At 60.8% G+C, this 26,544-nt stretch carries 23 protein-coding genes and 1 tRNA gene; 15 read left to right on the plus strand and 9 right to left on the minus strand.

The features are described 5' to 3' along the window. Positions 1-268 precede the first annotated feature (268 nt). The 6 genes from ACKVY0_RS24230 (at position 269) to ACKVY0_RS24255 (ending at position 6,479) form a co-directional block, all read left to right on the plus strand. Entirely contained in the window at positions 269-958 is a 690-nt protein-coding gene (locus tag ACKVY0_RS24230) for a MotA/TolQ/ExbB proton channel family protein (protein WP_409217438.1), read from the plus strand. A 71-nt stretch (positions 959-1,029) separates the two neighbouring features. Further along, positions 1,030-1,434 carry an ExbD/TolR family protein gene (locus ACKVY0_RS24235; RefSeq protein ID WP_409217439.1) on the plus strand — a complete coding sequence of 135 codons (405 nt, stop codon included), beginning with the start codon at positions 1,030-1,032 and terminating at the stop codon, positions 1,432-1,434. Between the two features lie 7 nt (positions 1,435-1,441). Further along, positions 1,442-2,176, plus strand: coding sequence for a hypothetical protein (locus ACKVY0_RS24240; RefSeq protein ID WP_409217440.1), 735 nt, complete (start codon positions 1,442-1,444; stop codon positions 2,174-2,176). After that, positions 2,173-2,418: a hypothetical protein gene (locus tag ACKVY0_RS24245; RefSeq protein ID WP_409217441.1), complete on the plus strand. Its 246-nt coding sequence runs from the start codon at positions 2,173-2,175 to the stop codon at positions 2,416-2,418. The genes ACKVY0_RS24240 and ACKVY0_RS24245 overlap by 4 nt, the downstream gene beginning before the upstream one ends. A gap of 208 nt (positions 2,419-2,626) precedes the next feature. After that, positions 2,627-3,556: an AAA family ATPase gene (locus ACKVY0_RS24250; RefSeq protein ID WP_409217460.1), complete on the plus strand. Its 930-nt coding sequence runs from the start codon at positions 2,627-2,629 to the stop codon at positions 3,554-3,556. Between the two features lie 16 nt (positions 3,557-3,572). After that, complete coding sequence (locus tag ACKVY0_RS24255) at positions 3,573-6,479, plus strand: transglutaminaseTgpA domain-containing protein (RefSeq protein ID WP_409217442.1); 2,907 nt, start codon at positions 3,573-3,575, stop codon at positions 6,477-6,479. 40 nt (positions 6,480-6,519) lie between these two features. Here ACKVY0_RS24255 and ACKVY0_RS24260 read toward each other — a convergent pair whose 3' ends face one another. From ACKVY0_RS24260 to ACKVY0_RS24275, 4 genes are all read right to left on the minus strand, one after another. Continuing rightward, positions 6,520-6,762, minus strand: a complete 243-nt coding sequence (locus tag ACKVY0_RS24260; RefSeq protein ID WP_409217443.1) for a GIY-YIG nuclease family protein — start codon at positions 6,760-6,762, stop codon at positions 6,520-6,522. 53 nt (positions 6,763-6,815) lie between these two features. Then, positions 6,816-6,890 (minus strand) — tRNA-Val (locus ACKVY0_RS24265). A 57-nt stretch (positions 6,891-6,947) separates the two neighbouring features. After that, positions 6,948-7,724: a helix-turn-helix domain-containing protein gene (locus ACKVY0_RS24270; RefSeq protein WP_409217444.1), complete on the minus strand. Its 777-nt coding sequence runs from the start codon at positions 7,722-7,724 to the stop codon at positions 6,948-6,950. 22 nt (positions 7,725-7,746) lie between these two features. Then, a complete protein-coding gene (locus ACKVY0_RS24275) occupies positions 7,747-9,612 on the minus strand; it encodes a TonB-dependent receptor plug domain-containing protein (RefSeq protein ID WP_409217445.1) in 1,866 nt (621 codons plus the stop codon). 455 nt (positions 9,613-10,067) lie between these two features. Here ACKVY0_RS24275 and thiE point away from each other — a divergent pair, with 455 nt between their 5' ends. Continuing rightward, positions 10,068-10,736, plus strand: coding sequence for a thiamine phosphate synthase (gene thiE, locus ACKVY0_RS24280; RefSeq protein ID WP_409217446.1), 669 nt, complete (start codon positions 10,068-10,070; stop codon positions 10,734-10,736). Between the two features lie 109 nt (positions 10,737-10,845). Here thiE and ACKVY0_RS24285 read toward each other — a convergent pair whose 3' ends face one another. Further along, positions 10,846-13,653 (minus strand): M16 family metallopeptidase, encoded by a 2,808-nt coding sequence (locus ACKVY0_RS24285; RefSeq protein WP_409217447.1) that lies wholly within the window; start codon positions 13,651-13,653, stop codon positions 10,846-10,848. Between the two features lie 145 nt (positions 13,654-13,798). After that, positions 13,799-14,671 carry an alpha/beta hydrolase gene (locus ACKVY0_RS24290; RefSeq protein WP_409217448.1) on the minus strand — a complete coding sequence of 291 codons (873 nt, stop codon included), beginning with the start codon at positions 14,669-14,671 and terminating at the stop codon, positions 13,799-13,801. Positions 14,672-14,845: 174 nt separating this feature from the next. Between ACKVY0_RS24290 and ACKVY0_RS24295 the strand changes: the two genes are divergently transcribed. The 6 genes from ACKVY0_RS24295 (at position 14,846) to ACKVY0_RS24320 (ending at position 19,051) form a co-directional block, all read left to right on the plus strand. Continuing rightward, complete coding sequence (locus ACKVY0_RS24295; RefSeq protein WP_409217449.1) at positions 14,846-15,721, plus strand: hypothetical protein; 876 nt, start codon at positions 14,846-14,848, stop codon at positions 15,719-15,721. Between the two features lie 29 nt (positions 15,722-15,750). Next, positions 15,751-16,368, plus strand: a complete 618-nt coding sequence (locus ACKVY0_RS24300; protein ID WP_409217450.1) for a ribonuclease HII — start codon at positions 15,751-15,753, stop codon at positions 16,366-16,368. Beyond that, positions 16,365-16,895 carry a YraN family protein gene (locus ACKVY0_RS24305; protein WP_409217451.1) on the plus strand — a complete coding sequence of 177 codons (531 nt, stop codon included), beginning with the start codon at positions 16,365-16,367 and terminating at the stop codon, positions 16,893-16,895. Before ACKVY0_RS24300 ends, ACKVY0_RS24305 begins: the two co-directional genes overlap by 4 nt. Positions 16,896-16,969: 74 nt before the next feature. After that, entirely contained in the window at positions 16,970-17,575 is a 606-nt protein-coding gene (locus ACKVY0_RS24310; RefSeq protein ID WP_409217452.1) for a hypothetical protein, read from the plus strand. A gap of 88 nt (positions 17,576-17,663) precedes the next feature. Further along, complete coding sequence (locus ACKVY0_RS24315) at positions 17,664-18,677, plus strand: dihydroxyacetone kinase subunit DhaK (protein ID WP_409217453.1); 1,014 nt, start codon at positions 17,664-17,666, stop codon at positions 18,675-18,677. 11 nt (positions 18,678-18,688) lie between these two features. After that, complete coding sequence (locus ACKVY0_RS24320) at positions 18,689-19,051, plus strand: Crp/Fnr family transcriptional regulator (RefSeq protein WP_409217454.1); 363 nt, start codon at positions 18,689-18,691, stop codon at positions 19,049-19,051. A 12-nt stretch (positions 19,052-19,063) separates the two neighbouring features. On the opposite strand, the gene ACKVY0_RS24325 is transcribed toward ACKVY0_RS24320, so the two are convergent. Together ACKVY0_RS24325 and ACKVY0_RS24330 are read right to left on the minus strand one after the other, a co-directional pair. Further along, positions 19,064-20,647: a bifunctional serine/threonine-protein kinase/formylglycine-generating enzyme family protein gene (locus ACKVY0_RS24325; RefSeq protein WP_409217455.1), complete on the minus strand. Its 1,584-nt coding sequence runs from the start codon at positions 20,645-20,647 to the stop codon at positions 19,064-19,066. Continuing rightward, entirely contained in the window at positions 20,644-21,345 is a 702-nt protein-coding gene (locus ACKVY0_RS24330; protein WP_409217456.1) for an RNA polymerase sigma factor, read from the minus strand. Before ACKVY0_RS24330 ends, ACKVY0_RS24325 begins: the two co-directional genes overlap by 4 nt. A gap of 264 nt (positions 21,346-21,609) precedes the next feature. Here ACKVY0_RS24330 and ACKVY0_RS24335 point away from each other — a divergent pair, with 264 nt between their 5' ends. Both ACKVY0_RS24335 and dhaL read left to right on the plus strand, forming a co-directional pair. Further along, a complete protein-coding gene (locus tag ACKVY0_RS24335; RefSeq protein WP_409217457.1) occupies positions 21,610-24,087 on the plus strand; it encodes a cadherin repeat domain-containing protein in 2,478 nt (825 codons plus the stop codon). Positions 24,088-24,143: 56 nt separating this feature from the next. Continuing rightward, on the plus strand, positions 24,144-24,779 hold the full coding sequence (gene dhaL, locus ACKVY0_RS24340; RefSeq protein ID WP_409217458.1) for a dihydroxyacetone kinase subunit DhaL: 636 nt from the start codon (positions 24,144-24,146) through the stop codon (positions 24,777-24,779). Positions 24,780-25,432: 653 nt separating this feature from the next. On the opposite strand, the gene ACKVY0_RS24345 is transcribed toward dhaL, so the two are convergent. Further along, positions 25,433-26,544: hypothetical protein (locus ACKVY0_RS24345; protein WP_409217459.1), on the minus strand; the 1,112-nt coding region annotated here is incomplete at its 5' end.

A 26,544-nucleotide genomic window follows, 5' to 3' on the forward strand; every position in this document is an offset into this window, starting at 1 on the left:
ACGCGGGGAGGTCAAGGGGTGGTCAAGAGGTCAAGGAATGGTCAAGAGGGGAGGGGGCGTGGGGGAAGCGACCGTCTTGACCACCTTGACGATACTTGACCATTCCTTGACCCGCTCCGGCCTGCCGCCTTGACCTCCGGCCCGTTTTCCGGTTTATTTCCAGTGTTTACAAGCCGTCCTACTCGGCATAAAACATGCTTTGCACCCCGTGTCTCCCGATCTGACGCGTCGTGCCTGACATTTTCACCCACTTTCTGACTCTCGGCTCATGATTGATCTTATCTCCAAAGGCGGACCCCTTGTCTGGCTCCTGATCGGGTGCCTGTGCTTCGCCGGAGCGATTTTCATCGAGCGGCTGGCCTACTTTCATCGTGCGAGCATGAACATCGGCGAGTTTCTGGCCGGGCTGGCGAGTTTGATCCGCCGCAAGAACTTCGCCGAGGCGCTGCAGGAGTGCGTGGCGACGCGAGTGCCAGCAGGGCGGGTGATTCATGCGGCGCTGCTGCGGCATCATGCGCCACGGGAGCAGCTCAAAGAGATCGTGCAGGAGGCGGGGCAGCTCGAAGTGCCGCGACTGGAGCGTTTCCTCGGCATTCTGAACGCCGTCGCGCATGCGGGGCCGCTTATCGGCCTGCTGGGCACCATCATTGGCCTGCTCGACAGCTTCACCAGTCTCTCGTCTGCCAATGGGATTGCGACACCGGCGGACGTGGCGCGTGGTGTGTATCAGAGCCTGATCACCTCGGCCCTTGGCCTCGTGGTGGCGATTCCGGCCTATCTTTCCTTTGCCTTCCTCAGCGCCCGTGCCCGCTCTTTGATGCATGATCTGGAGCGTGCGGGCATCGAGATCGTGAATCTGATCGAAGATGCCAAGAGCGCGGACAACATCGTCGAATTCCGTCAGGCGGAAGCCGCGCCGCCCATGACAAAGTCGCGCACGCGTGGCATGAAGGGCTGATCTTCGCAGCGCAGTTCGGGCCGGCCCAACCATTTCAGCCCGTCGAAATCGCGCCCCACGCAGCAGCAACCATGAAGCTCGAAAGCAACCTGCCCAAGCAAAGCCCCTGGCTGTACACCGCACCGCTGCTGAACACGATTCTGCTGCTGCTGGTGTGCTACCTCTTTAGCAGCGGCTTCGTGGTGCCGTCTGGCGTCAAAGTGGAGCATCCGCAGTCGAACTCGCGGCTCAGTGGTTTTGACCGCGCCCACATCATCACCGTGCCGGCGGGGGCGGACAACACGCTGTATTTTGACGGCATGCGCACCACCACCGCCGAGCTGCGTGACAAGCTGAAGGCCAACCGCGAAGGCGAGCGCCGCGCCATCATTCATGCTGACAAGCAGGCACCGTTTGGCCGTGTGATCGAGATCGGCAACATCGCGCTCGACCTCGGCTACGAGGTCGCGCATTCCACCGTGCCGCCAAAGTCGTAAGCTCTCCATGCCTGCCAAACCGCACACGCACGAATCGCTGATCTTCGCCTGGGGCGTGCGGGATCATTCGACGTGGCATTTGGTGGTGGCGCTGCTGTTGTTGATGGGCGGCATGGTGGGATTCTTTTTTATCTTCCGCATCGTGCATCCCGTGGCGCAGCGGCTGCCGACCACGCCGCAGCATGTGATCTCGCTTGATCCACGTGATCCGGCGGCGCTGGCGCTGATTCATCGGGCGCAAGACCGCAGCTTTGCGCTGTTGAGCGAGGAAGATTCATTGCCTCTGGAAAGTCCGCTGCTGGCATTTCGACCTTCGTTTGAAGGGCATCACATCGAGCTGCGTGAGATGGTGCCCGTCACTGCGGCGATGCCGCAGCCACGTTTGTTCACCGCCGCGTCCGATGTGCTGCCGCCGGTGCCGCGTCGTGCTGCCGGGCCGGTCACTGCGCCATCAGCGGCCACGCTGCGTGCCATCATGAGTTCGGCATTGGCCAAGCGCGGCCCCGCGAGTGTCGAGATGCCCGGCATCAAGCTCACGCAGCCGACGCGGGTGCAGTTTCGTGTCGCCATCGGTTCTGCCGGGCAGATCATCACCGCATTGCCGCTCGGCAGCGCCGAAGATGCCGAGGTCATGCAGCAACTGCATGCCGCCGTCACGGCATTGCGCTTTGAGCCTTCTTCCATTCGCCGCGTCGAGTGGGGCGAAATCTCCTTCCGCTGGGAGGTGGCCGCCACGCCATGATTCCCATCCCGCTCGGAGGTTTGATCATCTTTTTCATGGCCGTCGGTGTCACGGCGGTGTGCGTGTTGTGGTTTCACAGCTTCTGGCAAGAGCGCAAACGGGAGGTGTATCGCCGTCGTATCGCCATCCAATGCCGCATCTGTGGTACGGCCTACGCGTGTGAAGCGAAGCGCAAGATCGCCGTCACGATCTGCCCTGTGTGCCGCACGCCGAACGAGCGGAACAAGCTCCAGCAGATATAAAATGACGAATGACGAATTCAGAATGACGAAGGAAATCCGAAGCCCCAATGCCTCAATTTTTCGTTATTGGGCATTCGTTCGTCATTCGTCATTCTGGTTTCGTCATTTTATGAGCGGCAGCGATTGCAGGCTTGCTTTCTGACCGGCAAATCGGCGACATTGGCACATCTCAATGTCCTCCCGCGCCTCTCATACCTCCGCCGACGCCATGTTACCTGCTGCCACAGCTCAACACGCGGCCGAGCAGATTGAAACTATCATTCAGCGCGTATCGCAGATCATCCTGGGCAAAGAGGATGTCGTGCGCCTCGCAGTGACGTGCCTGCTCGCACGCGGGCATCTGCTGTTTGAGGACCAGCCCGGTGTCGGCAAGACGATGCTCTCCCAATCGCTGGCGCAGGCCTTGGGTCTCGGCTTCCGCCGCGTGCAGTTCACCAGCGATCTGCTGCCTGCCGACATCCTCGGTGCTTCCGTGTATGATCGTGACACTGCCGCGTTTCATTTTCATCGCGGCCCGATCTTCACGCAGGTGCTGCTGGCGGATGAAATCAACCGCGCCACACCCAAGACGCAGTCTGCGCTGCTCGAAGCAATGGAGGAAGGCCGGGTGACCGCCGATGGTGCCACGCATCCGCTGCCGGAGCCGTTCTTCGTCATCGCCACGCAGAACCCATCGTCGCAAGTCGGCACCTTCATGCTGCCGGAGTCGCAGTTGGATCGCTTCTTGATGCGTCTGGCGCTCGGCGTGCCGGATCGCATAGCGGAACGCAAATTGTTGGAAGGGCAGGAGCGGCGCGAACTGCTGCGTGTGATGCAGCCGGCGATGTCGCTCATTGAGTTGCAGCAGTTGCAGACGTGGACGCGTGCCGTGTATGCCTCACCGGCCTTGCTCGATTATTTGCAGGACCTGCTGGCCGCCAGCCGCGTGCATGGCCGTGGCTTGTCACCGCGTGCGGGACTGGCGGTGCTGGCTGCGGCGCGGGCCTGGGCCTTGCTCAGCGGACGTGCGATGGTGCTGCCCGAGGACATTCAAGCCGTCGGACTCGCGGTCATGGGTCATCGTCTCGAACACGCTGCCGATGGCATGACTGGCCCCGAACTGGCGCGGCAGTTGATCGCCGAAACACCCGTGCCTTGATGCGATGAAAGTGCGCGTGCGCTGGAACCGACACACGCTGGCGCTGCTGGCCATCGTCGCGGGCATGTGGTATGCGGCCGAGGCGCAGTCGAATGGAGCTGCGCATCTGATCGCATTGCTCACCGGCGCGATGGGCGCGCTGTCCTGGCTGCATGCGCGGTCGAATCTGCGCGGCTTGAGCCTGCGTCTCGTCGGTGCCAGACCTGCCGTACAGGATGAAACCACGCGCATTCCGGTGGAACTGCGTGCCACGGGTGCGATTGCGCCGTGCGGGCTGGAAGTGCTCGTCATCGGGGCGAAGACATCCGTGTTCGTTGAGCGTGTGCCGTCGGGAAGCGCAGTGTTTGTCGATCTCCCACCGCCAATCCAGCATGCGGGCGGAGCGTTGCGCTTGCTGGTGCGCAGTGTTTATCCTCTGGGCCTGTTCACCGCCGAGAGCGTGTTGGAAACAACATGGGTGCGTCGCGTGCATCCACGTCCGGCGGGTGATCTGCCGCTGCCAGCGCCGGATCATTCCCTGCAAGGCGATGCCGCCGTCGTTACCACCGCCCGCGCACAAACCAGCGGCGGCGATGACTTTGCCGGCCTGCGCGAATGGCGTGCGGGCGATTCACCGCGTCACATCGACTGGCGTGCGATGGCACGCGGCGGCCCGCTGATGGTCAAGTCATGGAGTGCGAGCGCCCATGGCGTCGTGGTGTTCGATTGGCATGTCATGACGCTCGAAGAATCGGCACGCGCAGGTCAGATCGCTCGCTGGATGGAGATGTGTGAGGTCGAAGGCAAGCCGTATGAGCTGCGTCTGCCGCAGCTCACGATCCGCGCCGGTCTCGGTCCTGCGCATCTGCGGCGCTGTCTCGATGCACTGGCCTTGCAATCATCTTCCGAAGTCAAAGCCTCGGCTTCGAGTGAGCTGCGGGCAGGGCAGGGGGCCAGCACCATCAGCTTTGAGCAATCCACGCATCTGCCCTGGCGACCGCTGTTGTTTCTGTGCCTGGCGTTGATGCTCGCGATCCTGCCGCTGCATGGTTACATCGCCACCGCTGGTCTCGTGGTGTGCGCGTTGTGCCTGATCTGGCGTGGTGTGCTGCGTCTTGGCGTGCCGCATGTGCTGGTGCGCATCGGTGTGCTTGCCGTGGGCGGTACGGCAGTTTATTTCGACTACGGTGAGCTGCATGGCATGGAACCGGGCATCGCGCTGCTGCTCGTGCTGGCAGGGGCGAAGATTTTGGAAAGTCGCACGCCGCGTGAGTTTCAAGTGCTCGCGCTCATCGGCTGGTTTCTCGCCTTTTGCGGCCTCCTGCTGGAAAATCATCTCTCGCGTTCGATCTGGGTGGGCGTGGTGGTGCTGCTGATCGCCGCCTGCATGGTGCGCTTCCGTCGCAGCTCGCCGGGCGTGCGTGAACCAGTGCGTGTCACCGCCGCTCTGTTCGCACAGGCGCTGCCGCTCGCGGTGGCGTTGTTTTTCGTGTTTCCACGCGGCTTGCTCGATCTCGGCTCTGCACTGGGCCGCAGCCGTTTCAGTCAGACCGGCATCGACAGCACGCTCGATCCTGGCAGCATCGCACGCCTCGCTCTCATCTCGGACGTGGCCTTTCGGGTGCGGTTCCCCGACGTCGTGCTGCCGCCGAATGAAAACCGCTACTGGCGCTGCCTCACGCTCTGGCAATGTGAAGGCATGCGCTGGACACGTGGTGACCGCCTGGCATACACGCCGCTGTCGCGCCTCCCGAAAAGCCAGGACGTGCGCCAGATCATCGATCTGGAGCCGCATGGCAAGACGTGGGTTCCCGCGCTTGATCTGCCACTGCGTGCCAGCGCACGCGGCATGTCGTTTTCTCCCGAATTTGATGACACACTGATTTCTCCGGTGCCAATCCGCAGTTCAGAGCGCATCGAGGTCATCTCGCGCTTCGAGCCGCCTGTCCGGCGTGATTTGCCCGAAAGCCATCGCGAAGCCGCACTACAACTGCCTGGACAAATCTCGCCCAAACTCAAACAGCTCACGGATTACTGGGAATCCGTGACGCAAAACGACGAGCAGATCGTTCAGATCGCGCTCAACTACCTCAGCACGCAGGGCTTTAGCTACACCCTGGAGCCGGGCGACTATCCGGGGCCGGATGCGCTTGAAGATTTCTTCCTGCGCCGTCGCACCGGCTTCTGTGAGCACTTTAGCGCCAGTTTTGCCACGCTCATGCGCATGGCGGGTGTGCCCTCGCGCATCGTCGTCGGCTATCTCGGCGGCGAATACTCCGATCACAATGGTGGCTACCTCATCGTGAAGCAAAGCGACGTGCATGCATGGACGGAAGTGTGGCTGGAACGCTACGGCTGGTTTCGCGTCGATCCCACTGCTGCGCTTGCCCCGGATCGCGTGAACATCGACCTGCGCGCATTGCTCGCTGGCGGTGCCGAGGAGGCAGAGCGCCAGCGCAACAGCTTGTTGGGACGCTCCTTGCAGCGCATGCGTCTGTGGTGGGACAGCGTCAACTACGCCTGGCAGAACCAGGTCATCGACTACAACCAGGAAACCCAGCGCGGTCTGCTGGAACGTGTCGGATTGCGCCAGAGCAAGCTTGTGCTGCTCATTCCCAGCGGTGTCGCAGTGCTCCTGGGCGTCTTGCCGGTCATTTGGTGGCTGCGGCGCCCCGCGCGTCATGCCGATCCATGGATGCGTGCCTGGCAGCACGTCTGTCAGCGACTTGCCAAGGCCGGATTGCCCGCCCGTGCCGCCAACGAAGGCCCGCTGGCCTATGCGCAACGCGTGGCTGTGTCACGCCCTGATCTGGCGTCGCGGTTCAAGCCGTTGGCTGAAATGTATGCGTTGGGTCGCTATGGCTCCGCACATGAAACACTGGATGAATTCAAAACGACCTTGGCACGGTTTAAACCGAAACGATCAGGCACCAAGCCATCTTGATGGAGTGATGGTGCGTAACGCGTTGCGGGCAGGTGCAAGCTCAAGCCAGTCTGCGTTTGAGGTAGGCTTTTCCAAAGCCTGTTTTGAGCTGCCTCTCCCGCGCAATCGCCGCCGCTTCAGAAAGACACGCTTCATAATAAACCAGTTCCACTGGCAGCCGTACCCGTGTGGTCGCCACTTTGCCTTCCAAATGCACCTTCAGTCTGGTTCTGAGATCATGTGTGAAGCCGACGTACAATTTTCCATCCGCACACCTCAACACATACGTGTAGTAAAACTTCATGATGAAAGTCTGTTGGATGGCCTGCCATCCAAACTGCGCGAAGCGCTGTGGGATGGTGCGCGATGCAGGGTTCGAACCTGCGACCCCTGCCGTGTGAAGGCAATGCTCTACCACTGAGCTAATCGCGCGGAATTTTCCGGGGCGCAGTCTTTAAGCGGACTTGGCGGCTGCGGCAACCGGATTTTTCAAGAGCGGCGCAGGCGAAACTGGCGCAGGTAGTTGAGCGGGGTCATGCCCATGTGGCGGTGGAAGTGCTGGGTGAAGGCGCTTTGATCGCAAAAGCCGAGGTCACGGGCCACCTCGTTGATCTGCGCACCTTCTTTCTGCAAGGCCTCGCACGCGGCCTGGATGCGCAGCTTCATGATGAATGCCTGCGGGCTGGAGCCGAAGGTTTCGACGAACTTGCGATGCAACTGCCGTGGCGAGAGATGCACGATCTGCGCGAGTTCAGTGATGGAGACGCCGGTGCGGAAATGCTCACGAATGTAGGCGAGGGCTCGGTCGATTTGCAGGTAGGGCTGGAGCACCTGCTTTTTACCCTCAAAGCTCTGCACGGTGCCCATGATGCCGATGACGCGGCCTTTGGCATCGACCAGCGGCAGCTTGTTGGTGACGAACCAGTCGGGGATGCCCTGGTCGGTGAAGAACAGCTCGACGATGTTGAGCTTTGCTTTGCCATTGCCGAGCACTTCCTCATCATCGCGGCGAAAATTCTCGGCGAGACGGGCGGGGAAGAGATCAAAATCGTTTTTGCCGACGATGCCGGACTCGTCCGCGATGCCAAAGCGGTCCATGAAGCGCTGGCTGGCGCACATGAAGCGAAATTGGGCGTCCTTGGCGAAGAAAGCGAGGTCGGGCAGGTGATCGAACAGCCGGTAGAACGGACTGTCCGCACTGACACGGCGAATGAAACGCTCGCGCAGTGCGGATGGGTTCTCAGGACGTGACGAAGGGCTGCTCACCTCGCAGCATTAGCACGGTGCATCAAAAACGCAGCCGTATTCCTGCATAGGCACCGGTGCGCATGGCCGGGAAGCCGAGCACTTCCTGATAGCGTTCGCCGAGCAGGTTTTCGATGCGGGCAAAGAGTTCGCAGTTCTTGCTGACCTCATAGCTGGCAGTGAGGCGCAGGCGCAGGTAATCCTCCACGCTACGCTGAGCAGCTCCGAAGCCGTCTTCGCGGTCGATGATATACAATGCACCGAGTCCGAGGCGCAGCTTCGTCACCGGCTTCACCCACACATCGCCGGAAAGCGTGTGACGCGGCCTGCGCACGAGGCGTTTGCCGGCGGTGAGATCGTCGGCGTCGAGATAGGTGTATTGCGCGTTGAAGCCAAAGCTGTCGCAGGGCGTCCAGTGAAAGGCGCTCTCCAGGCCTTGGGTGCGGGCGTTGTTGATCTGCTGCAAGGGGCCGAAGGGCGGCAGGAACACGATGAGGTTGCTGATGCTGTTGCGGAAGTAGGTGAGGGTCACGGACGCCTTGTTGTTCGCGAACGGTTGTTCAATGCCGACTTCGACGCCTTTGCTCTGCTCCGGCTTGATGAAAGTGGGATCGCCGAACAACGCAGCCTCGCGGTTCTGCGGACTCGCCGGACCAAAGGCGGTGCCGTAATTGGCATGCAGCACGGTTTGCGTCCATGGCATGCGCCAGCTTGAGCCGAAACGCCATGTGGTAGCATCGGCGAAGTCGGAATAAGTGTCGCGACGGATGCCGCCAGTGACATTCCAGCCCGGCAGGATTTCCGCCTGCGATTGCAGGAAGATGGCCCAGTTCGTCTCCGCCTGATCCACGTCATAGCCATTGAGGGGAGCATTGTCACTGCTGCGCGAGTAACCGATGTCCTGCAGCCATGCTCCGGCGGTGATGGTCCATTTGTCGGTGGCTTTGAACACGCTCTGATATTCCCAGAAGTGATTGCGAGAGGTGATGCGGTTGTTCTGACCGAAACCGGTGCCGAAGTTCGTCGCCGCCTGGCGGAAGTTGCCGAACTGATACGTCAGCGTCTGCTGCCAGCGGTCGGTGGTGTCCCATACGAGGCGTGGTGAAAGGCTCCAGTATTCGGAAAGCACATGATCGTTGGGATCATTCGCACCAAAACCGGTGCTCGCACCCGGAACGCCGACATCCGCGTTGTAGTAACGCAGATCGAGGTCAAAGCGCAGCGTGTCGGCGAGTTGCACGCCGAATTTGCCTGCGGCGTTGTTTAACTGCATCTGGCTGTTGAGTCGATAGCCCTGCGTGTCCGAGCGGCTGAGATCCAGGCTCCAGTCATAGATGCCCGCCGCGCCGCGTGTGCCAAGGCTTTCGCGCGAGGTGCCAAAGCTGCCGCCTTCCCACATCAATGTGGTCTCAGGCTTCGTCATGCCACGACCACTGCGCGTGATGATGTTGATCACGCCGCCGAGCGTCTTGCCGCCATACAAACTGGCCGCAGGTCCGCGCAGCACTTCGATGCGCTCCACGTTGTCGAGTGACATGGTCTCGATGTTGTAGAGACCGGCGAGGTTTGCTGGCATCGGGCGCCCGTCGATGACGACGAGCGTCTGGTCGCTGTTTGTGCCGCGCAGCAAGAGTGTGTTCTGCACGCCGGATGTACCGCGATCCGCGATGACGAGGCCGGGAACTTGTCGTAGTGCGTCGGGCAGCAGCCGAAACTGCTTCTGCTCGATCTGTTTGCGATCAATGACCGTGACGCTTGATGCCGTGCGCCAGGATTCGGTGGGAGTTTTGGTCGCCGTGATGACGACTTCGGGGATTGCTTGATCCGCAGCGTGGGCGGTGATGGTGGCAAGGAGTGCCGCTGTGATCGTGGCGATGCGCCAGCGACCAGAGTTGGTCTGGATGAACATGTTTGTTTGAGGGGAGGCATGCAGGCACAGCAAGGCTGAACCTGCACTTCATTGGTTCGATGAAGCACTCACGGCCCTCCACACGGAGGCGTGAGTGAATGCGTTCGCAGCGAGATGTTCGGACTCCGGGTTTCTGGCTGCTCTGTAGCCATTTGAAATTTCAGATTTGAAATTTGAAATGGCGGCCTTGCCGCCTGCCTCGCCTCCGCCTTCACCAGGATGGCTCCCGATTGGCTGTGTTCCATGCCTTGCGGCATGAATGGAGGTCTGTGACCCGTTACCGCAGCGCCACTGTGGCCGGTTCTCACGGCCTTTCCTGCATCTGCGAACGTTAAAGAAAACGGCGGGCATCACGAGGATGCCCACCGCCATGCAGGCCCATAACCGCCAGCGCCTGCCGGGCAACTGGAAACTGCCGCTTGCCAAGAACGCTGACACAGCGAATGCAATCCCGCATGAAACGCATTCAAGACGCACGGCTCTACGGCATCGTTGATCTCGGCTATGTGCCGCCGGAAAACGTCTGGCGCATGACGCAGTCGTTGTGCGATGGCGGTGTGGATGTGCTGCAGCTTCGGGCCAAAAAAATCGCGAAGAGCGAAGTGGAGCGGCTGGCGCGGCTCATGCTGCCGATCACTCGCGAACATGGCGTGCCGCTCGTGATCAACGACCATCTGGATGTCGCGGCATTTGTGGGCAGCGAGGGCGTTCATGTCGGCCAGGATGACGATGCCGTCGCCAAGGCGCGTGCGGTCGTTGGTTCAGCCTGTTTCGTCGGCAAATCGACGCACAATCTGGTGCAAGCCGAGAACGCGCAGGTGGAAGGCGCGGATTACATCGGCTTCGGACCGCTGTATGCCACGGGAACGAAGCCAGACTATGTGCCGATTGGTTTGAACGACATCGCCGAGGTGCATCGCCGCGTGGCGCTGCCGATTTTCTGCATTGGCGGCGTGAATTCGGCGCGATTCGATGAAATCATCGCCGCCGGAGCACGGCGGGTCGTTGTCGTGTCAGCGTTCCTATTAGCGGACGATGTGAGCGCCGATGTGCGGGCGTTGAAGCAGCAGTTGCTAGCTACCCAGCATTTCGCACACATGTCCAGTGACGACGCGCGGCTGTAGCGCGGAATTCCGATTCCGCGACGGTGGCGACTCGGTATCGGAATACCGAGCTACAATCAGGCGGCCGACACGCTGTCACACTCTCACCTGGGAGTGTGAGAAATGCGGGCTACTTCTTCACCTGCGGCATGATGTCGGCGGTCACGGCACGTTTGGCACCGAGGTATTCTTTGGCGAGCGCCTGAATCTCGTCCTTTTTGATGCCGGCGAAGTCGCTGACAAAGCTGCGGGACCAGTCGAGGCGTTCGGGATGCTCCTGGGAGCAGCGCAGGACGTTCATCGACCAGTAGCGGTTGTCACGGCGCATCTGTTCGAGCTGCACGAGCATCGGTTTGAGGGCGCGGTCGAATTCATCATCGGTGATCGGTCCAGCGGCGAGTTTGTCACCGATTTCGATGACGAGTTTGGTCAATTTGTCGGCCAGTTCGGGTTTGCACTCGATCATGGTGGTCATGTAGCCGTAACCGGTAAACGTGTCGCTGCCGACGTGGTAGCAGGCGGGGCTGTAGGTGTCGCCGAGTTCCTCGCGCACCTTGATGCGCAGGCGGTCGTCGAGAATGGCACCCAGCAGCGTAAGGCGGCGGGTGCGCTGAATGTTACTCATGTCCGTCGTGGGCCAGTAGATCGTGGCGATGGCTTTCGGAATCTCGGTTTCAAACGGGAACGACTTGCTGGCCTCGGGCTTGGGGAAGGCGACCGCGCGTTCTTTTTCATACGCAGGCTTCTTCGCCGCACGTTTGGGCAGTGCGCCGAGGGTTTTGGCCACGGCGTTGAGCGCGGCTTCCACATCGACATCACCGAGCACGCTGACTTCGAGGTAATCTTCTTTGAGCGCAGGCGTGAGCCATTCCTTGAGTTCGGCGAGCGAACGTTGCTTGAGTTCTTCGATCTTCGGGAAACCCCAGCGCGCATCACCCGAGTGCATGAAGGCGACAACTTCGTTGTTCATCACACCTTCGGCGGTGTGGTGAAGCTGCGTGTAGAGCGGGTCGAGATTCTTCTCAAACTGACGTGCGGCTTCTTCGCGATAGCCAGGAGCAACGAGATGCGCGGTGAGGAGTTGAAGCTGCGCTTCGAGGTCGGCAGGAGTCGTTTTGCCGGACAGCAGGAACGCTTCATCGCCCACGGTGAAGTCACTGCCGACGGTGCGGCTGGCAAAGAGGCGGCGGATGTCATCAACGCCGTGTTTTTCAAGGCCGCCGAGCTGGAAGGTGCTTTGCGCGAAGGGCAGCAGGCCGGGTTTGCCAGCGGGAACGGCCAGTTTGCCACCGCCGAAATTGATGAGCACGCGGATGGTGCCTTTTTCGAACTCGGTGTGCTTGAAGTTGAAGCGTACATTGTTTTCAAACACGGCTTGGACGATTTCGAGATCCTTCGCCTCGGTGCGCTGGGTGACTTTGCCCGCAGGACCGAAGTCAGTGTAGGCGAAGGCGGCAGTTTCCTCTTTCACGGGTGCGGCGACAGGTTTTTCGCGGCTGGCTTTGAATGTGGCGATGATTTGTTTCTCGGCATCGCCTTCGAGCTTCAAATTGCCACCGAGGAAGAGCTGGATGTCGTCGCCTTTCCAATCGGCCACGAGTGCGGCGTGGCTGTCTTCCTGCTTCAAACCGGCAAGGACGGTGGAAATGCGGGCGAGATCGTCAGCGGGATGTGTGAAGACTTTTTTCGAGGCGAGGATGCTGACGAGGCCGCTGGCGAGGTCGCGCGATTTGCGGCTGTCGGCCTGATCGGCACGGAGTTTGGCACCTTTGAGGATGGTGGCCTTGGCTTCCTCGAATTCGGCGGCGGTGAAGCCGTGCTCGATGGCGCGGCGCAGTTCGGTTTCGAGCAAGGTGAGCGTGGCCTGCCAGTTTTTCGGGTCACACTGGGCCTGGATGCCGTTTACGAGCACGAATTCAAGGTATTCGTAGCTGTAGCTTTCCGCACCGATGAATGGAGCGCCTTCGGCCTTCGCGAGTTTGGAGAGGCGCTGGTTGATCATCATGTCGGCGAGGTCGCGGATGGTCTTTTCACGACGTGTGGCGGCGCTGTCGGGTTTGTTCTTGGCGCGGCTGGGAATTTCGACGGAGATGGTGAGCGCCTCCGCCTGCATTTCGGTGTGCAGTTTGGCGATGAGGCCACGACCGCTGGTGATTTTGCCGAGATCAGGGTCTTTGGCATCGTCATGACGCGGCTTGGCATCGGCGAACTGCTTTTCGATCTCCGCTTTGACGGCGGCGACATCTTTGAAGTCACCGACGGCGACCACCATCGCACGCTTCGGTGTGTACCATTTCTCGTAGAAGTCGGCGAAGCGCGGGCGCTTCATCGTCTTGATCATATCTTCTGTGCCGATGGGCATGCGGTGGGGGAGAATCGAGTCGGGCAGGGCGAACTTGTAGCCTTCGAGCATGGTGCGGTACTCGATGGAGTCGCGGCTGAGCTTTTCGCTGAGGATGATGCCGCGCTCTTTGTCGATCTCGGTTTCGCCAAGCAGCATGCCGTCGAGGTCATCGCGGAAGAGTTGCAGGCCCTCGGCGATGAATTTTGGCTCCACCTTGGGCAGTTCGAGCATGTACACGGTTTCCTTGAAGGAGGTGTGGGCGTTGGTGTCGGCACCGAAGCCCATGCCAAGACGCTGGAAGTACTCGACCATCTCGCCGCCTTTGAAGTGACGTGAGCCGTTGAATGCCATGTGCTCAAGGTAATGCGCCATGCCCTGCTGGTCGTCCTGTTCCATCAAGGAGCCGACATCCATGTAAAGACGGATGCTGGCGCGGCCGGGTGGCTCATCGTGCGGCAGGATCACATAGCGCAGGCCGTTTTCGAGTGTGCCGAACTGTGCTTTGGGATCGGCTTTGAGATCGCTGGCGTCCTGCGGCCAGGCGGCCAGCAGAGAACAGGGGATGAACAGAGTGGCTAGGAGGGCGCGGTGCATGGTGGTACGGCGGAGGTTAGGGAAAATGACGAATGACGAGTTCGGAATGACGAATGAATGCCTGAATGAACGAATGACGAAACGACGTGTGAGCGGAAATTCGTCATGAGAGCTTCGGAATTCGTCATTCCCTCCGCAGGAGGGCCTAATCCACCTTGCCTAGGCCCGCTTCGGGATCGGGCTCGAGGAAGCCGAGTTCGACAAACAGTTCGTCCATCGCCATGAGGGTGGCCTCGTACATCTCGAAGGAGAGATTGAAATTGAAGAAGCCGTGGCCTTGGCCCTCGAACTCGATCAAGCGGCAGAGATTCTTCTTCTTGGTCGATTTGCGGGCGAACTCATAGGAGCTGCCGAAGGGCACCACGCGGTCACCCGTGCCGTGCAGGATGAGCATCGGCGGCAGGCCGGGTTTGATGCCGCGAATGAGGTCGGCAGCCTTGCTGGTGGCTTGATCCGGCCAGCGTTCGCGGCCAAAAGCGGTCTTTGAATAGGTGTCGATCACCGGATTGAAGAGCACGATGGCGTTTGGTGCCGGGCTGCAGTCGATTACGTCGTTGGCATCGTCGAAACCGGTGAGAATGGCCGCTGAGGCAATGGCGTGACCACCACCAGAACCACCGACACCGACGATCTTGCCGGGATTGATGCCGAGTTCGACCGCGTTCATGCGAATCCAGCGAATGGCGGAGCGTGCATCAGCCATGGCCTCCACCGGGCCGGTGCCATGCCGCGTGGCGACGCGATAATCAAAGCAGATCGTCGTCATGCCACGTGAGGCAAAGTAAACACAGTGCGGGGCGAACTGTGCCACTTGGCCGTTGTCCCAGCCGCTGCTGAAGAAGAATGCGGCGACCGATTTTGGATACGGCGGTGCTTTGTCCATCTCCGGCTCCCAAATGTAAGCGGAGAGATTCACATCGCCGACGGTCTTGTAGATCTCCTCACGGGCGGTCTTCAGCAGTTCCCGATTACGGTCGATCGGGGGTGTGCGTGGTTGGCCTTCGCTGAGTGACTCCATGTTTTAGGGGTGAGGAAAGTTGACGTTTACCAGAATCGCTAAAACGGGCAAATGGTTTTACGTCTGGTTTAAAACTATCACGGCAGTTTCCGCAGGATGCGAGCCATAAAATGGTGATCGCTGGTTGTTTTAAGCCAAATCGTGGACTTGTTTGGCGGCCTCCTCACTCACGTCATGCGCCAGATCATCCTGCTGTTTCTTGGTTTCAGCCTGTTACACCTTACTTCACCGTTGTCCGGCCAGACCAGTGATGCCGGTTTGCGTACTGAGTTGGAACAAGTCTATTTGAAGTGGCGTGAGTCCATGATCCGCCGGGATGCGCCAACCTGGGCCGCGACCATTACCCGTTATCGTCAGACGATAATTCGCAACTCAGTGGTCAGTGAGCGTCGGGTGTTTCCAGACGCCGTGTTTAAGTCCGAAGTGCAGCCACCTGGGCTTGATGGCCTGCGGTTGCTCGAAGCGCAGGCGGTGGGACTGACCGCGCATCTGGTCTATTTTGGCAAGATCGACATGGGCCAAGACAAGGAACTGGTGCGCGACAACATCCTGAAGCTGAAATTCTATCGTGAAAATGGGGGCTGGAAGTACGACAGCAACCGCATCAGCCGCCTGGACAGCGTCCCAGAAGTGCGCAAGGCCCTGCAGGAAGGCAAGACGCCCAGTTTTCTCGACGAGCCCGAATACACACCGCCTGGCACCATGCCACCGCCACCGCCGCTGTGTCGCATTCCTGATCATAAGGCGGGCTTCAAGCTGCAATCGCTTGGCTACCAGACGTCCGTGAGCATGAACGGCTTCAACCATGATTCGGTGCAGGACGGGCTGGACCAGCAGATCCTCATCGGCGGCCTGGCCAACGGGCATAATGAGATCACGCTGAACATCAAACCGGTGCCCGTGCCGCAGGGGGAGAAGGCTTCGCTGCAATTCCGTGTGTACATTATTTCCAACGATCCCGCCATACCCGGCAAGGAAGTGCTGCGCTGGCAGGCCCCGGAAACGGGTGCGCCCGCCAAAATCACGCTGCCAATCGAGGTCAAACCGTGAGGCGGTTCAAAGTTTAATTTTCATCCGCCATGCCCACGCTCGACCATGAGAACACGCTGCGTGCCTCGGGTTTTCGCATCGTTGCCGGCATTGATGAAGCCGGCCGTGGACCGCTGGCGGGGCCGGTGAGCGTGGCGGCGGTCGTGTTGCCAAAAGATTTCACGCATCCCGTGCTCAACGACTCCAAGCAGCTCACCGAAGCAAAGCGCGAGCGGCTTTATGATGAGATTACCGGCGACTCAAGCATCCGCTGGCACTGCGTGAGCATCACCCCCGATGAAATCGACCGCATCAACATCCTTCAGGCGACGTGGGCAGGCATGCGCCGCGCCGCGCTGGCGCTGGATCCTCTGCCGGACGCGGTCTTGATCGATGGCCGGCCGGTGAAGCAATATCCGCTGCATCAGGTGGCGCTCGTCAAAGGTGACAGCCTCAGCTATTCCATCGCCGCCGCCAGCATCATCGCGAAAGTGACGCGGGATCGTTTCATGGTCGCGCTGGCGCAGCGGCATCCTGAGTACGGTTTCGAGATTCACAAAGGCTATCCCACGCCCGCGCATCTCGCCGCATTGAAAAAACACGGGCCGTGTCCGCAGCATCGGCGCAGCTTTCGGCCGGTGGCGCAGGTGGAACTCGATCTGGCATGAAACGCCGCGTCTTCCGCCTGCAAAGTCGGTGGCGCTGGCTGCGGCGGCGGGTGACGGGCGTTGCGCATGTGCGTACTGCTGCGCTGTGGTTGCGCGCCTCACCACTGCGTCTGTTTCAACGTCGTCTTTCTGGGCGGCAGATGGACCGCGCCGAAATTGGCCGCATGGGTGAACTCATCGCCGCACGCTGGCTCGCTTCACATGGTCGCAAGGTGCTCTATCGCAACTACCGAGGTGTGAATCGTGGCGAGGTGGACATCGTCGCCCGCCATCGTGATGTGCTGACGTTTGTGGAGGTTAAAACCCGCACCAGCACCGCCTTTGGTCGCCCTGCGGATGCTGTTGGCCCCGACAAGCAGCGTCTCATTCAGCGCGGTGCCATGGACTGGCTGCGTCTGCTCGGCAATCCGCGCATCAAGTTCCGTTTCGACATCGCCGAGGTCGTTCTCATCGCTGGCGAACTGCCGCACGTCCACATCATCGAAAACGCCTTCCAGATGCCCGACAGCTCGATGGCCGGGCGGTGATAAATGGTGACGATTCTGTCAGATTGGTGGCTCCGTCTTGCCACACGAAGAAGGGCTGCCTATAGACCTCGCTCATGCAGAAACCCGAAACCACCACCTCCGCCGCCAATCTTCTCGGCACCGTGACCATGCTGGTGAAGGATACGCAGGTCGATGTGACACGCTTGATTTACATGCTCTACCAGGACGTGGAGCAGCAGATCAACCGGGCGGATCTCAAGGCACAGATCACCCTGAGCACCTCCGCCGTCCTGATGGCCATGCTGGTGAACCTGGGGACCGGGGTGCGGACGCCGAACTTTGCCGACATGCAGTGGTTCGAAAGCTGTGTGGTGCTGCTCTACCTGCTGTTCATCATCTGCATGAGCTGTGCTTTCGGGCGGGGCATCGCCGCCGCTTTTCCGCGTGCCGTTAACAAAATTTCGGATTTGAACCGCCATCCCAACCTTTATTTTTCAGCCCAGATCGCCGCCATCCCCGGTGATGAGTATGCGGACCTGTTCTGCAAGCAGTCGAATGACGGCGTCAAGCGCTCCGTGCTGGGGCAGATTCATTCCAAGTCCATGGTTCTGGAGGCCAAGCTGCACAACGTGCGCAAGGGCATGAAGTATCTGCTCATCGCCTTTGGGGTGTGGATTGTCGCGCGTCTCATTCTGCTGGTAGGCTATGGCATCCAGTGATGTGCCTGACGAGGTTGGCAATCGGCTTTGACAGTCATGGGCGAACCGCTAAAACTGGCGCTCCTGTTCCAACCCACACGCCCTGACCATGAGCCACGCCAATCCTGCCAAAAAGATCATCAACAACCCGCTCAAATGCGCCGACGAACTCTTTGAAGGACTCGTCATCGCCTATGATGGCAAGGCCCGCCGTGTCGGCACGCGTTCCATTGTGATGAATGATCTGCGCCCGGATGCGCCCGCGCTGCTCGTCGGTGGTGGTGCCGGTCATGAGCCGATCTACCACGGCCTGGTTGGCAAAGGCATGGCTGATGGCGCTGCGGTGGGCGAAATCTTTGCCGCACCGCCTCCTGACATCGTGCTGGAGGCCACGCAAGCTGTGAACCGTGGCAAAGGCGTGCTCTTTCTCTATGGCAACTATGCCGGCGACGTGATGAACTTCGACATTGGCGCGGAACTCGCTGTTGAGGAAGGCATCACCGTGAAAACCGTCATCATCGCCGACGATGTCTGCTCCGCGCCTGCCAGCGAGAAGCACAAGCGCCGTGGCGTCGCGGGACTCGTGCCGATCACCAAGATTGCTGGTGGTGCTGCCATGAGCGTTGATTCGCTCGATGAACTCGCCCGCATTGCGCAGAAAGCCTGCGACAACACCCGCACCGTCGGCGTGTCCACCAAGCCCGGCAGCATTCCCGCCACCGGCAAGCCGACCTTTGAACTCGCCGACGACATCATCGGCCTCGGCATGGGCATTCATGGCGAAAAGGGCGTGGCATTGATTCCGATGTGTACCGCCGATGAACTCGCGGTGAAAATCCTCGACTTGTTGTTCGCCGACGATCTCGCGCTCAATGCCGGTGATGAAATCGTTTTCTTCGTCAACAGCCTCGGCTCCACGCACATGATGGAGCTGCTCATCTTGCTCCGTGCCGCGAAGCCGATCCTCGAACAGCGCGGCATTAAAATCCATCAGACCATCGTTGATAACATCGTCACCTGCCAGGAGATGGCCGGCGTGAGCTTCAGCATCACCAAGCTCGACGCCGAGTTGAAAAAATACTGGGATCTGCCCTGCGAAAGCGTGGGCTACACCAAGCTCTAACCGTCACCGCTATGAAACTCCCCCAAATCTTCGCCGATCCCGCCAACATCCGTTCCTTTGTCCAAGGTGCCGTGATCTTCCAGGCTGGCGATGATGCCGGGGAGATGTTCGTCGTCCACACCGGCGAGGTGGACATCGTTATTAATGGCGAAGTCGTCGAAACCATCGGCCCCGACGGCTTCTTCGGCGAAATGTCGCTCATCGACGATTCCGTCCGCAGCGCCGATGCCGTCGCCCGCAGCGACTGCCGCCTGCTGCCCGTGAATCGCCATCACTTCCTGTTCCTCGTCAATGAGACACCGCTCTTTGCCCTGCACGTCATGAAAGGCATGGCCGACCGCCTGCGCCGGGCGGCAAAGCATGAGGAGGTGTGAGCCGTGCCAGGATCAGGGGATCTGCGGAAGCTCCAAGACTACTCGAAAGCCAACGCCGTCGGTTTGGAAGATGGCGCGTGAGTGATGGCGGTCGTCGAGGGGCAGGTAGGAGGCTCCGCGAATGATGAAGTCACCCGTGTTGGTGGGTGACCATGGGGTGGAGGTCCATTCGGCGACGTTGCCGTGCAGATCGTGGATGCCGAACTGGTTCGGTGCCTGGGAGCCGACGGGAGAGGTGAATTTATCCGAGTGAGCCGTCTCTGGCTCTGCCGCAGCGAGGCTCCACTCTGCCTCGCTGGGCAGGCGGTAGCGCATGCGTGAGGTGATCAGGCCTTGCTGTCGTTCCCGTTGCGTGAGCCAGTCACAGAAGCGGTCTGTCATGACTTTGCTCACGGGCGTGACGGGATGGTCCGGGTTGATGTCATTGCCGATGGCGGCGTGCCGCCAGCGCGTTTCGGGGCCGGTGAGCGGGAGTTTCATCTCGTCGGAGTATTCGGTGAAGTCGCGGATGCGAGTTTCCCAGGTGCTCACGAGCACATTGGTGCCTGGCAGTGGCACAAACTTCACGCCGAGTGAATTGCGCCATGGACGATGGGTGGTGGGAGTCCCGCGCCCCGGCATCCAAAAGCCATCGCTGCCGATGTAGCCGAGCGTGAGCAGTACCAGCGTCCAAACGATGCAGCCGAGCGGCTTGCGCGGTTTGCGATTCAACTCGTGCGTGACTGCTGCCACCGCTTGCGGTCGTTTCGCCGGATCTTCCTGCAAGCAACGTGAGATGAGCCTGTCGATGTGCTTGGAGATGTCGGTGAGTTTCGATGCGGGCTCGTAATTGCCGATGGGCAGGCGGCCGGTGAGCATCTCGTGCAGCAGGACGCCGAGGGAGAAGATGTCGGCGCGTTCATCCACGTTACCGGAACCACGGCGGAGTTCGGGAGCGATGTAGTAGGGCGTGCCGAAGACCTCGGTGGTCTGGGTGAGGGAGAATTGCGGTGTGGTGTTGTCGCGTAGCAGTTTGGCGAGGGAGAAGTCGGCGACGCGCACGCTGCCGTCAGCGGCGAGGAGAATATTGGCCGGCTTGATGTCGCGATGGGCGATGCCTTTCGCGTGGGCATGCGCGAGGGCCTGCAGGGTTTCGCCAAAGAGCCGCAGCGCTTCGGCGACGGGGATGGGGCCGGTTTGCAGGCGTTTGCCGAGATCGCCACCCGTGGCGAGTTCGGTGGCCATGAACCAGCGACCGTCGGCAGTGATGCCGGAATCGAGGATGCGCAGGATGTACGGGTGATCGAGCTGGCGCAGGGTTTGGGCCTCGCGCTGCAGTCGTTCGAGCAAATCGGCCCGGCCGGCGAGATGCGCGGGCATGAGTTTGAGCGCGACTTCGATTTCATCATCGAGCCGCAGCGCGCGATAGACGACGCCCATGCCGCCACGGCCGATGATTTCAATGATTTCGTAGCCGGGGATTTCAGGTTCGTCATCGCCAGTGAGAGAAGCAGGCTGTTTGACGAAGGACGTGATCACGCGGGCCACGCAGGCCGGGCAGAGGCCGTCCACGGCACGCAGCGGCGTGTGGCATTGAGGGCAGAGGGACGTGCTCATTGGCGGGCTAAAACGCGCAGGAGGTGCAGGAGTTCCGGGTCGATCTCGGCAGGATCGGGAACCGTGTCGGCGACTTGTGCGCGCAGCAGATCGGCCAGACGACGGCGTGCGCGGTGCTGCTCGACCGCGAGCGCATTGCGCGTGATGCCGAGTTGTGATGCAAGCGCAGCCAGATCGCTGTCTTGCGCGAGCAGCGTGGGTTTGAGCTGCTCGTAGAGCAGTAAACGGCCACGGCGCGCGTAGCCGGCCTTCAAGGCACTCAAAGCACGTTCCAGCACGGTAAGCGCCCATTGCTCGTCGTAGGCCAGATCGCTCGCCGTATCGGCGGCGGGGATGTTTTCATCGAGTTCGATGGCCTCATGGCCGCCACCACGCCGCTGCGTGGCCTGATCACGCCGCCAGTGCCAGACCTGATGGCGGATGGCAGCTTTCAAATAGGAGCGCAGCGTGCCGCGCTCCTGCTGCGCCTGCTGGAAACCTTCCGCACGCAGAAATTGCGCAAAGAAATCCTGCGCCAGATCCTCCGCATGCTCCACGCAGCCAAGGGCGCGGATATAGCCCGTCACCGGCTGCCAGTAGGCCTGGCAAAGCTCTTCCAATGCCGCCTGCGCCTGCGGCAGCTCGTCACGTCGGGCCTGCACCACACGGCTCCAGCGTGTGGCAGGAAAGGGGAAGGCGTGTCCGTTGCCATGAGTCATTCGCGTCTGTCTGTAACCCGAAAGGCGGGCGAGAGATACGCGGATGTTGCAGGAAAGTGGCACAGACTTGCAGTCTGTGCCGTCGGAGCCAGGCAGTGATCAACGGGGGCAACGCGAAGAGGGTCGCCAGGCCTCTCACATCCCCGCCGGCTTGCTGCGTCGGTCACCTCGACGAGGCAGACGGCAATCTGTCCCTCTTTTTTCTCCGCCGCTGTAATCGCCGCCGCGAAACCGGCCAGATGAGGGTGAACTCCCAACCATCCTATGAAAACACGACTGCTTTCTTCCTTGCTGCTGCTCACGGCCACCGCTGCGGTGGGGCAGGGGCCGCAGGTATATTTCGCCATTGCCGTCCACTCGGAGGAACCTGGCGGCGGCACCACGGTGCCAAATACGCCAAATTTTACGACGACGAACCAGGTGACGTATGTGCAATGGCGGGATGCGATCCTGGCGTTTGCACAGCTTTGCGCGGAGCGCGGGCTGGCGTGGCAGTTTCAGAGCGACTGGAATTTTCTGGAGGGCGTGCAGCGGTTTGAGATGCCGTCAGGTTCAGCTTACGACCCGCTTTTGACGGCGAACACGGCGGGGAAAAATGTGGTGAAGTATCTGCATGAGAATTTGAATGTGAATCTCGATCCGCATTCGCATGAGGGCAGCGGGCGGAATTATGCGGACGTGGCCTACCTACTGGATGTGGTGCTGGACACGGAGCCGACCGGCGTGGTGGGCGGGCATGTCTATACCGGCACGGGCTATCAGCAGTGGCCGAAATTTGTCGAAGATCCTGCTGGTCTGCTGTGCGCGCGGTACTCCAGCACCGGCTACCGCTGGAAGCCGGTGCTGCTGATGGGTGGCGGCACGGCGAGTCATCGCGATGATCCGCATGCGAGCGGCCTGTGGCATCCCTCATGGGATGCGGGGACGACGAACGCGACGGCGGCGCAGTACTTCACCGACCTGCCGGGCGGCCCCATCGCGGCGATTGGCAACTGGGAGCAGGATTTGAACGCATGTGATCAACTGCTGCGGCAGTTGGAGAGCGGCACGGTGCCGCATGCGGGCGGGCGGTGGACGATGGGCCATGTGTTCAATCACCGCGACATGGTGCAGCCGGGCTATTTGACGAACATCATGCCGGCGCAGCTCGACACGATCAAACGCTGGCGGGATGCGGGGCGCATCACGGTGGCGAAGTATGCGGACATTCATGCGACGTGGAGCGGGACGAGCAGCTTGTATCGCCGGCCGGAGGACAATGTGGGCTTCTCGCTGAACTGGCAGGACTTGTCGCGACCGGAGCTGAGTGCGGCGGAATTGCGCACGCTGTTGAATCATCATGAGGCGGCGGGCGTGCCGGTGGATGTGTTTTTCACGACATGGCAGACGGATTTGATCGAAGCGCTGGCCCCAGAGATGATCGGGCGGCTGCAAAGCTCTTCACGCGTGACGATGGGCTACCATGTGCGGGCGCCGAAGCCGTATGCGAGCATCTATCCGGCGACGAACTGGTTCACGACACTCAACGGCCGCGCGATCAATGCGGCGGACATCGAGAACTATGAGACGCATGGCCTGGATCTGGCAGCGGGCCTGCCGACGACGAGTGCGGGCGGTTTTTTGAAGCTGGCGAATCTCATGGGTTACGCGCCGCGCATTGTGGGGGCGAATGCGAGCACGACGACTTCGTCGCTGGTTCACTCGTATTTTAACAACGCAGGCGCAGGGATGCTGGTGGAGCACCGCAGCACCGCGATCAATCTGGGGGACACGCGCAACGGCATGTATCTGCGGCCGGAATCATTCGACTGGATCTTGATCGAGCACTTTCGCGGAGATGCGGGTGCGACGAGCACCCTGACCCAGGCGCTGGCGAATGCGCACAGCGCAGGGAGTGTGACCGCGCCCTATTTTGTGGGCATCAAGCTACACGACAATGACCTCTTCGCCGAAGAGTCGGCGTGGACTCACATCTATGTGCCGGCGAACCGGCCGCGGCCGTATGATCCGACCTCGATGGCGGCGCTGCTGAGCGGGGAGGAGATGAGCCTGCGGCGGACTTTTTACCTGAATCTGGTCACGGAGGTGGCGGGGAAGCAGGATGAACTCAATGTCGTCAGTGTGCGCGATGCGCTGAGCCTGCTGGCGGAAGAGGAGGCACGGCCCGTGGGCCTGAGTTTCACCGAAGTGGCGGAAAATCAGCCCGTGGGCAGCGTTTTGGCCGAAATCAGCGGCGGCGGCACGCTCTCCGGCATCGCCTGTGATTACACGTTCGATGGTGGCACGGATGACGCGGACTTTATGATCTCCGGCAGTGAGTTGCAGGCGGCACGAGTGCTCGATTACGAAACCGGCCGCGTGAAGAGCCTGCGGGTGCGCTGGACGGACGGCGGCGGCAACACGGGCACGCGTGCGCTGACGCTGGTGCTCAGCAATGTGACCACCGATGACGATGATGGCGATGGCATGACCGAAGCAGATGAAACGGTGGCCGGCACGGACCCGCAGAGCAGCACCTCGCGGCTAGCGGTGAGCGGCACACAACTGGCGGGCAATCAGGTCACGCTGACGTGGGCGAGTGTGCCGGGCATCAGCTATCAGATCCAGTCCAGCAGCGATCTGATCACCTGGAACAACGTCAGCGGTACGCAGGTGACTGCGACCGCCGGCTCCACCGCACGAACGCTGACGGCGATGCCCGGCGCCCGGCAGTTCTACCGCGTGAGCGTGGGGGTGCCGTGAGCAGGGTGATTGGGGGATTGACAAAGAGGCTGGCTCCTCCATTTAATCGCCCTGCCATGCCCAAAGCCACCCTCTCCAAAGACGAAGTCAAAGCCATGCTCCTCCTCGCGTGCGAGCGCATCATCGCCGCCGAACCGATGTTGTCTGAAGCCGACCGCAATCTCGGCGATGGCGACCATGGCATGGGCATGGAGCGCGGCATGCGGGCCTCGATTGAAAAACTCAACGCCGGTGAAGTCGAGAGCATTGAAAAAGCCTTCGCCTCCGTCGGCATGGCGATGATGAGCAGCATGGGCGGCGCCAGCGGGGCGATCTTCGGCACCTTCTTCCGCAACGGCGGCAAGGCGTTGAATGGCAAAGATGTCTTCGATGCCGCCGGACTCGCCGCATTCCTCAAAGCAGGCGTGGATGGCGTGAAGCAGCGTGGTGGTGCCGCCATCGGTGATAAAACGTGCGTCGATGCGATGGAGCCTGCCGCGAACAAAGCCGCTGAAGTCGCGGGTGAATCACTGCCAGAGGCGATCAAGGCAGTCGCTGCGGCCACGGAAGCCGGCAAAGAAGCCAGCAAGGCCATGGTGGCGAAGTTTGGCCGGGCGAAGACGCTGGGCGAAGGCTGCATCGGATTTCCGGACGCTGGTGCCTGCTCCGTCGTCGTGATCATCGACGCCTTCCGCGACTTTATCGTGGCCTGATCAAGTGTTGTAGGCCGGGAGTGTTTGGCGCAATACGCGCCGCTGTGGGAAAGCCATCCTTCGCCAAACTTCCCGGCTCCGCGAACGTCTGGTGGCTGCCGCAAGCTCCCAAACCAGCCGGGAAGTCCGGCGAGAGAGGTGGTAGATGCTTGCGGAGCGATTTGCGCCGGACACTCCCGGCCTACACCCGGTGCTCGACGCCTTCTGCGACTTTATCGTGGCCTGATCAAGTGTTGTAGGCCGGGAGTGTTTGGCGCAATGCGCATCGCTGCTGGCATGACTTTCTTCGCCAAACTTCCCGGCTCCTCGAACGTCTGGTGACTACCGCAAGCTCCCAAACCAGCCGGGAAGTCCGGCGAGAGAGGTGGTAGATGCTTGCGGAGCGATCTGCGCCGGACACTCCCGGCCTACGCCTGGTGCTCGACGCCTTCCGCGACTTTATCGTGGCCTGATCAAGTGTTGTAGGCCGGGAGTGTTTGGCGCAAAGCGCGCCACTGCGAGAAAGCCCTCCTTCGCCAAACTTCCCGGCTCCGCGAACGGCTGGTGGCTGCCGCAAGCTCCCAAACCAGCCGGGAAGTCCGGCGAGAGCGGTGGTAGATGCTTGCGGAGCGATCTGCGCCGGACACTCCCGGCCTACGCCTGGTGCTCGACCGTTATCGCGGTCGGATCACGGGCCGCTGCCAGTCCTTCCAGAACGCCTCCGTTTGCAGCGGATCGGGCCGGATTTCGATCACGATCGGCACTGGCAGCAGGTCTTCCAAATCGAGGGCATCATCGGTTTGCAGATATTCCATGCCCCAGAGCTGCGCCCATGGCTCAAAGCTCATCGTGTGGCGGTTTTCGATCACACTGCGGGCTGCTTCGGGCAGCGCACGCATGCTGTTGACGCGGGAGAAGATTTTGCCGCCGCCGTTGTTGATGATGACGATGCGCAGCTTCGGATGATCCATCTGCGCGATGATCCACGGTGCGGCGAGATCATACAGCGCACTCAAATCACCGACGATCAGCCAGCATTCACCGTGATGAACGGCGCTGGTGCCGAGAAACGTCGAAACCAGGCCGTCAATGCCGTTGGCGCCGCGATTCGCAAAAAATTCCACGCCTGGCTGCGCTGTTTGCAGCGCCAGATTGAATTCACGAATGGGCAGGCTGTTGCCCAGAAACACGCGTGACCCAGTCGGAATAACCTCCGCGAGTTGCCGCATCCAGCCCGGTTCTGATCCTGGAAAGTTCTCGAACTCCGGCTCAAACCGCAGAATGCCGCACGGTGGATCGATCACTGCAAACTGTGGGCTGTGAATGTTGTCCCATGCCAGCGTTTCGACGTTCTCCGTCCGCGCCAGTCCGCTGAACTGCGTCCGCGTGAGGTTCGTGACATGAATTCTTGGCTGTGATTCCAAATCCCGCCACCAACGCCACGACGGCACCGCCCCGAGACGCAGCACATGCGCTGGCCGGGCTGATTGCAGCGCCCGTTCGCCGCCAGGAATGAGCAGTGGCTGTAATTCGCTGAAACCGTGCAGGTTCGAGGTCGCTTCAGCAATGATTGGCGCACCGAGCTGTGCGAGAAACGCCGCTGCTTCCGCCGCGTCCGCTGGATGCATGCCTGAGGCGAGCACCAGATCACACTCCAGGGAGCAGGGTTGTCCTGCCTCTGGTGTTTGCGGCATGCCTGTCGCAGAAAAATCAATGCCCGGCACATTCGTCTCCAGCGGCTCATCCAAACACACGTTCAGGTGCAGGGGACGATTTGAATGGGATT

The organism is Prosthecobacter sp. (assembly GCF_046154365.1).
GTDB lineage: Bacteria > Verrucomicrobiota > Verrucomicrobiia > Verrucomicrobiales > Verrucomicrobiaceae > Prosthecobacter.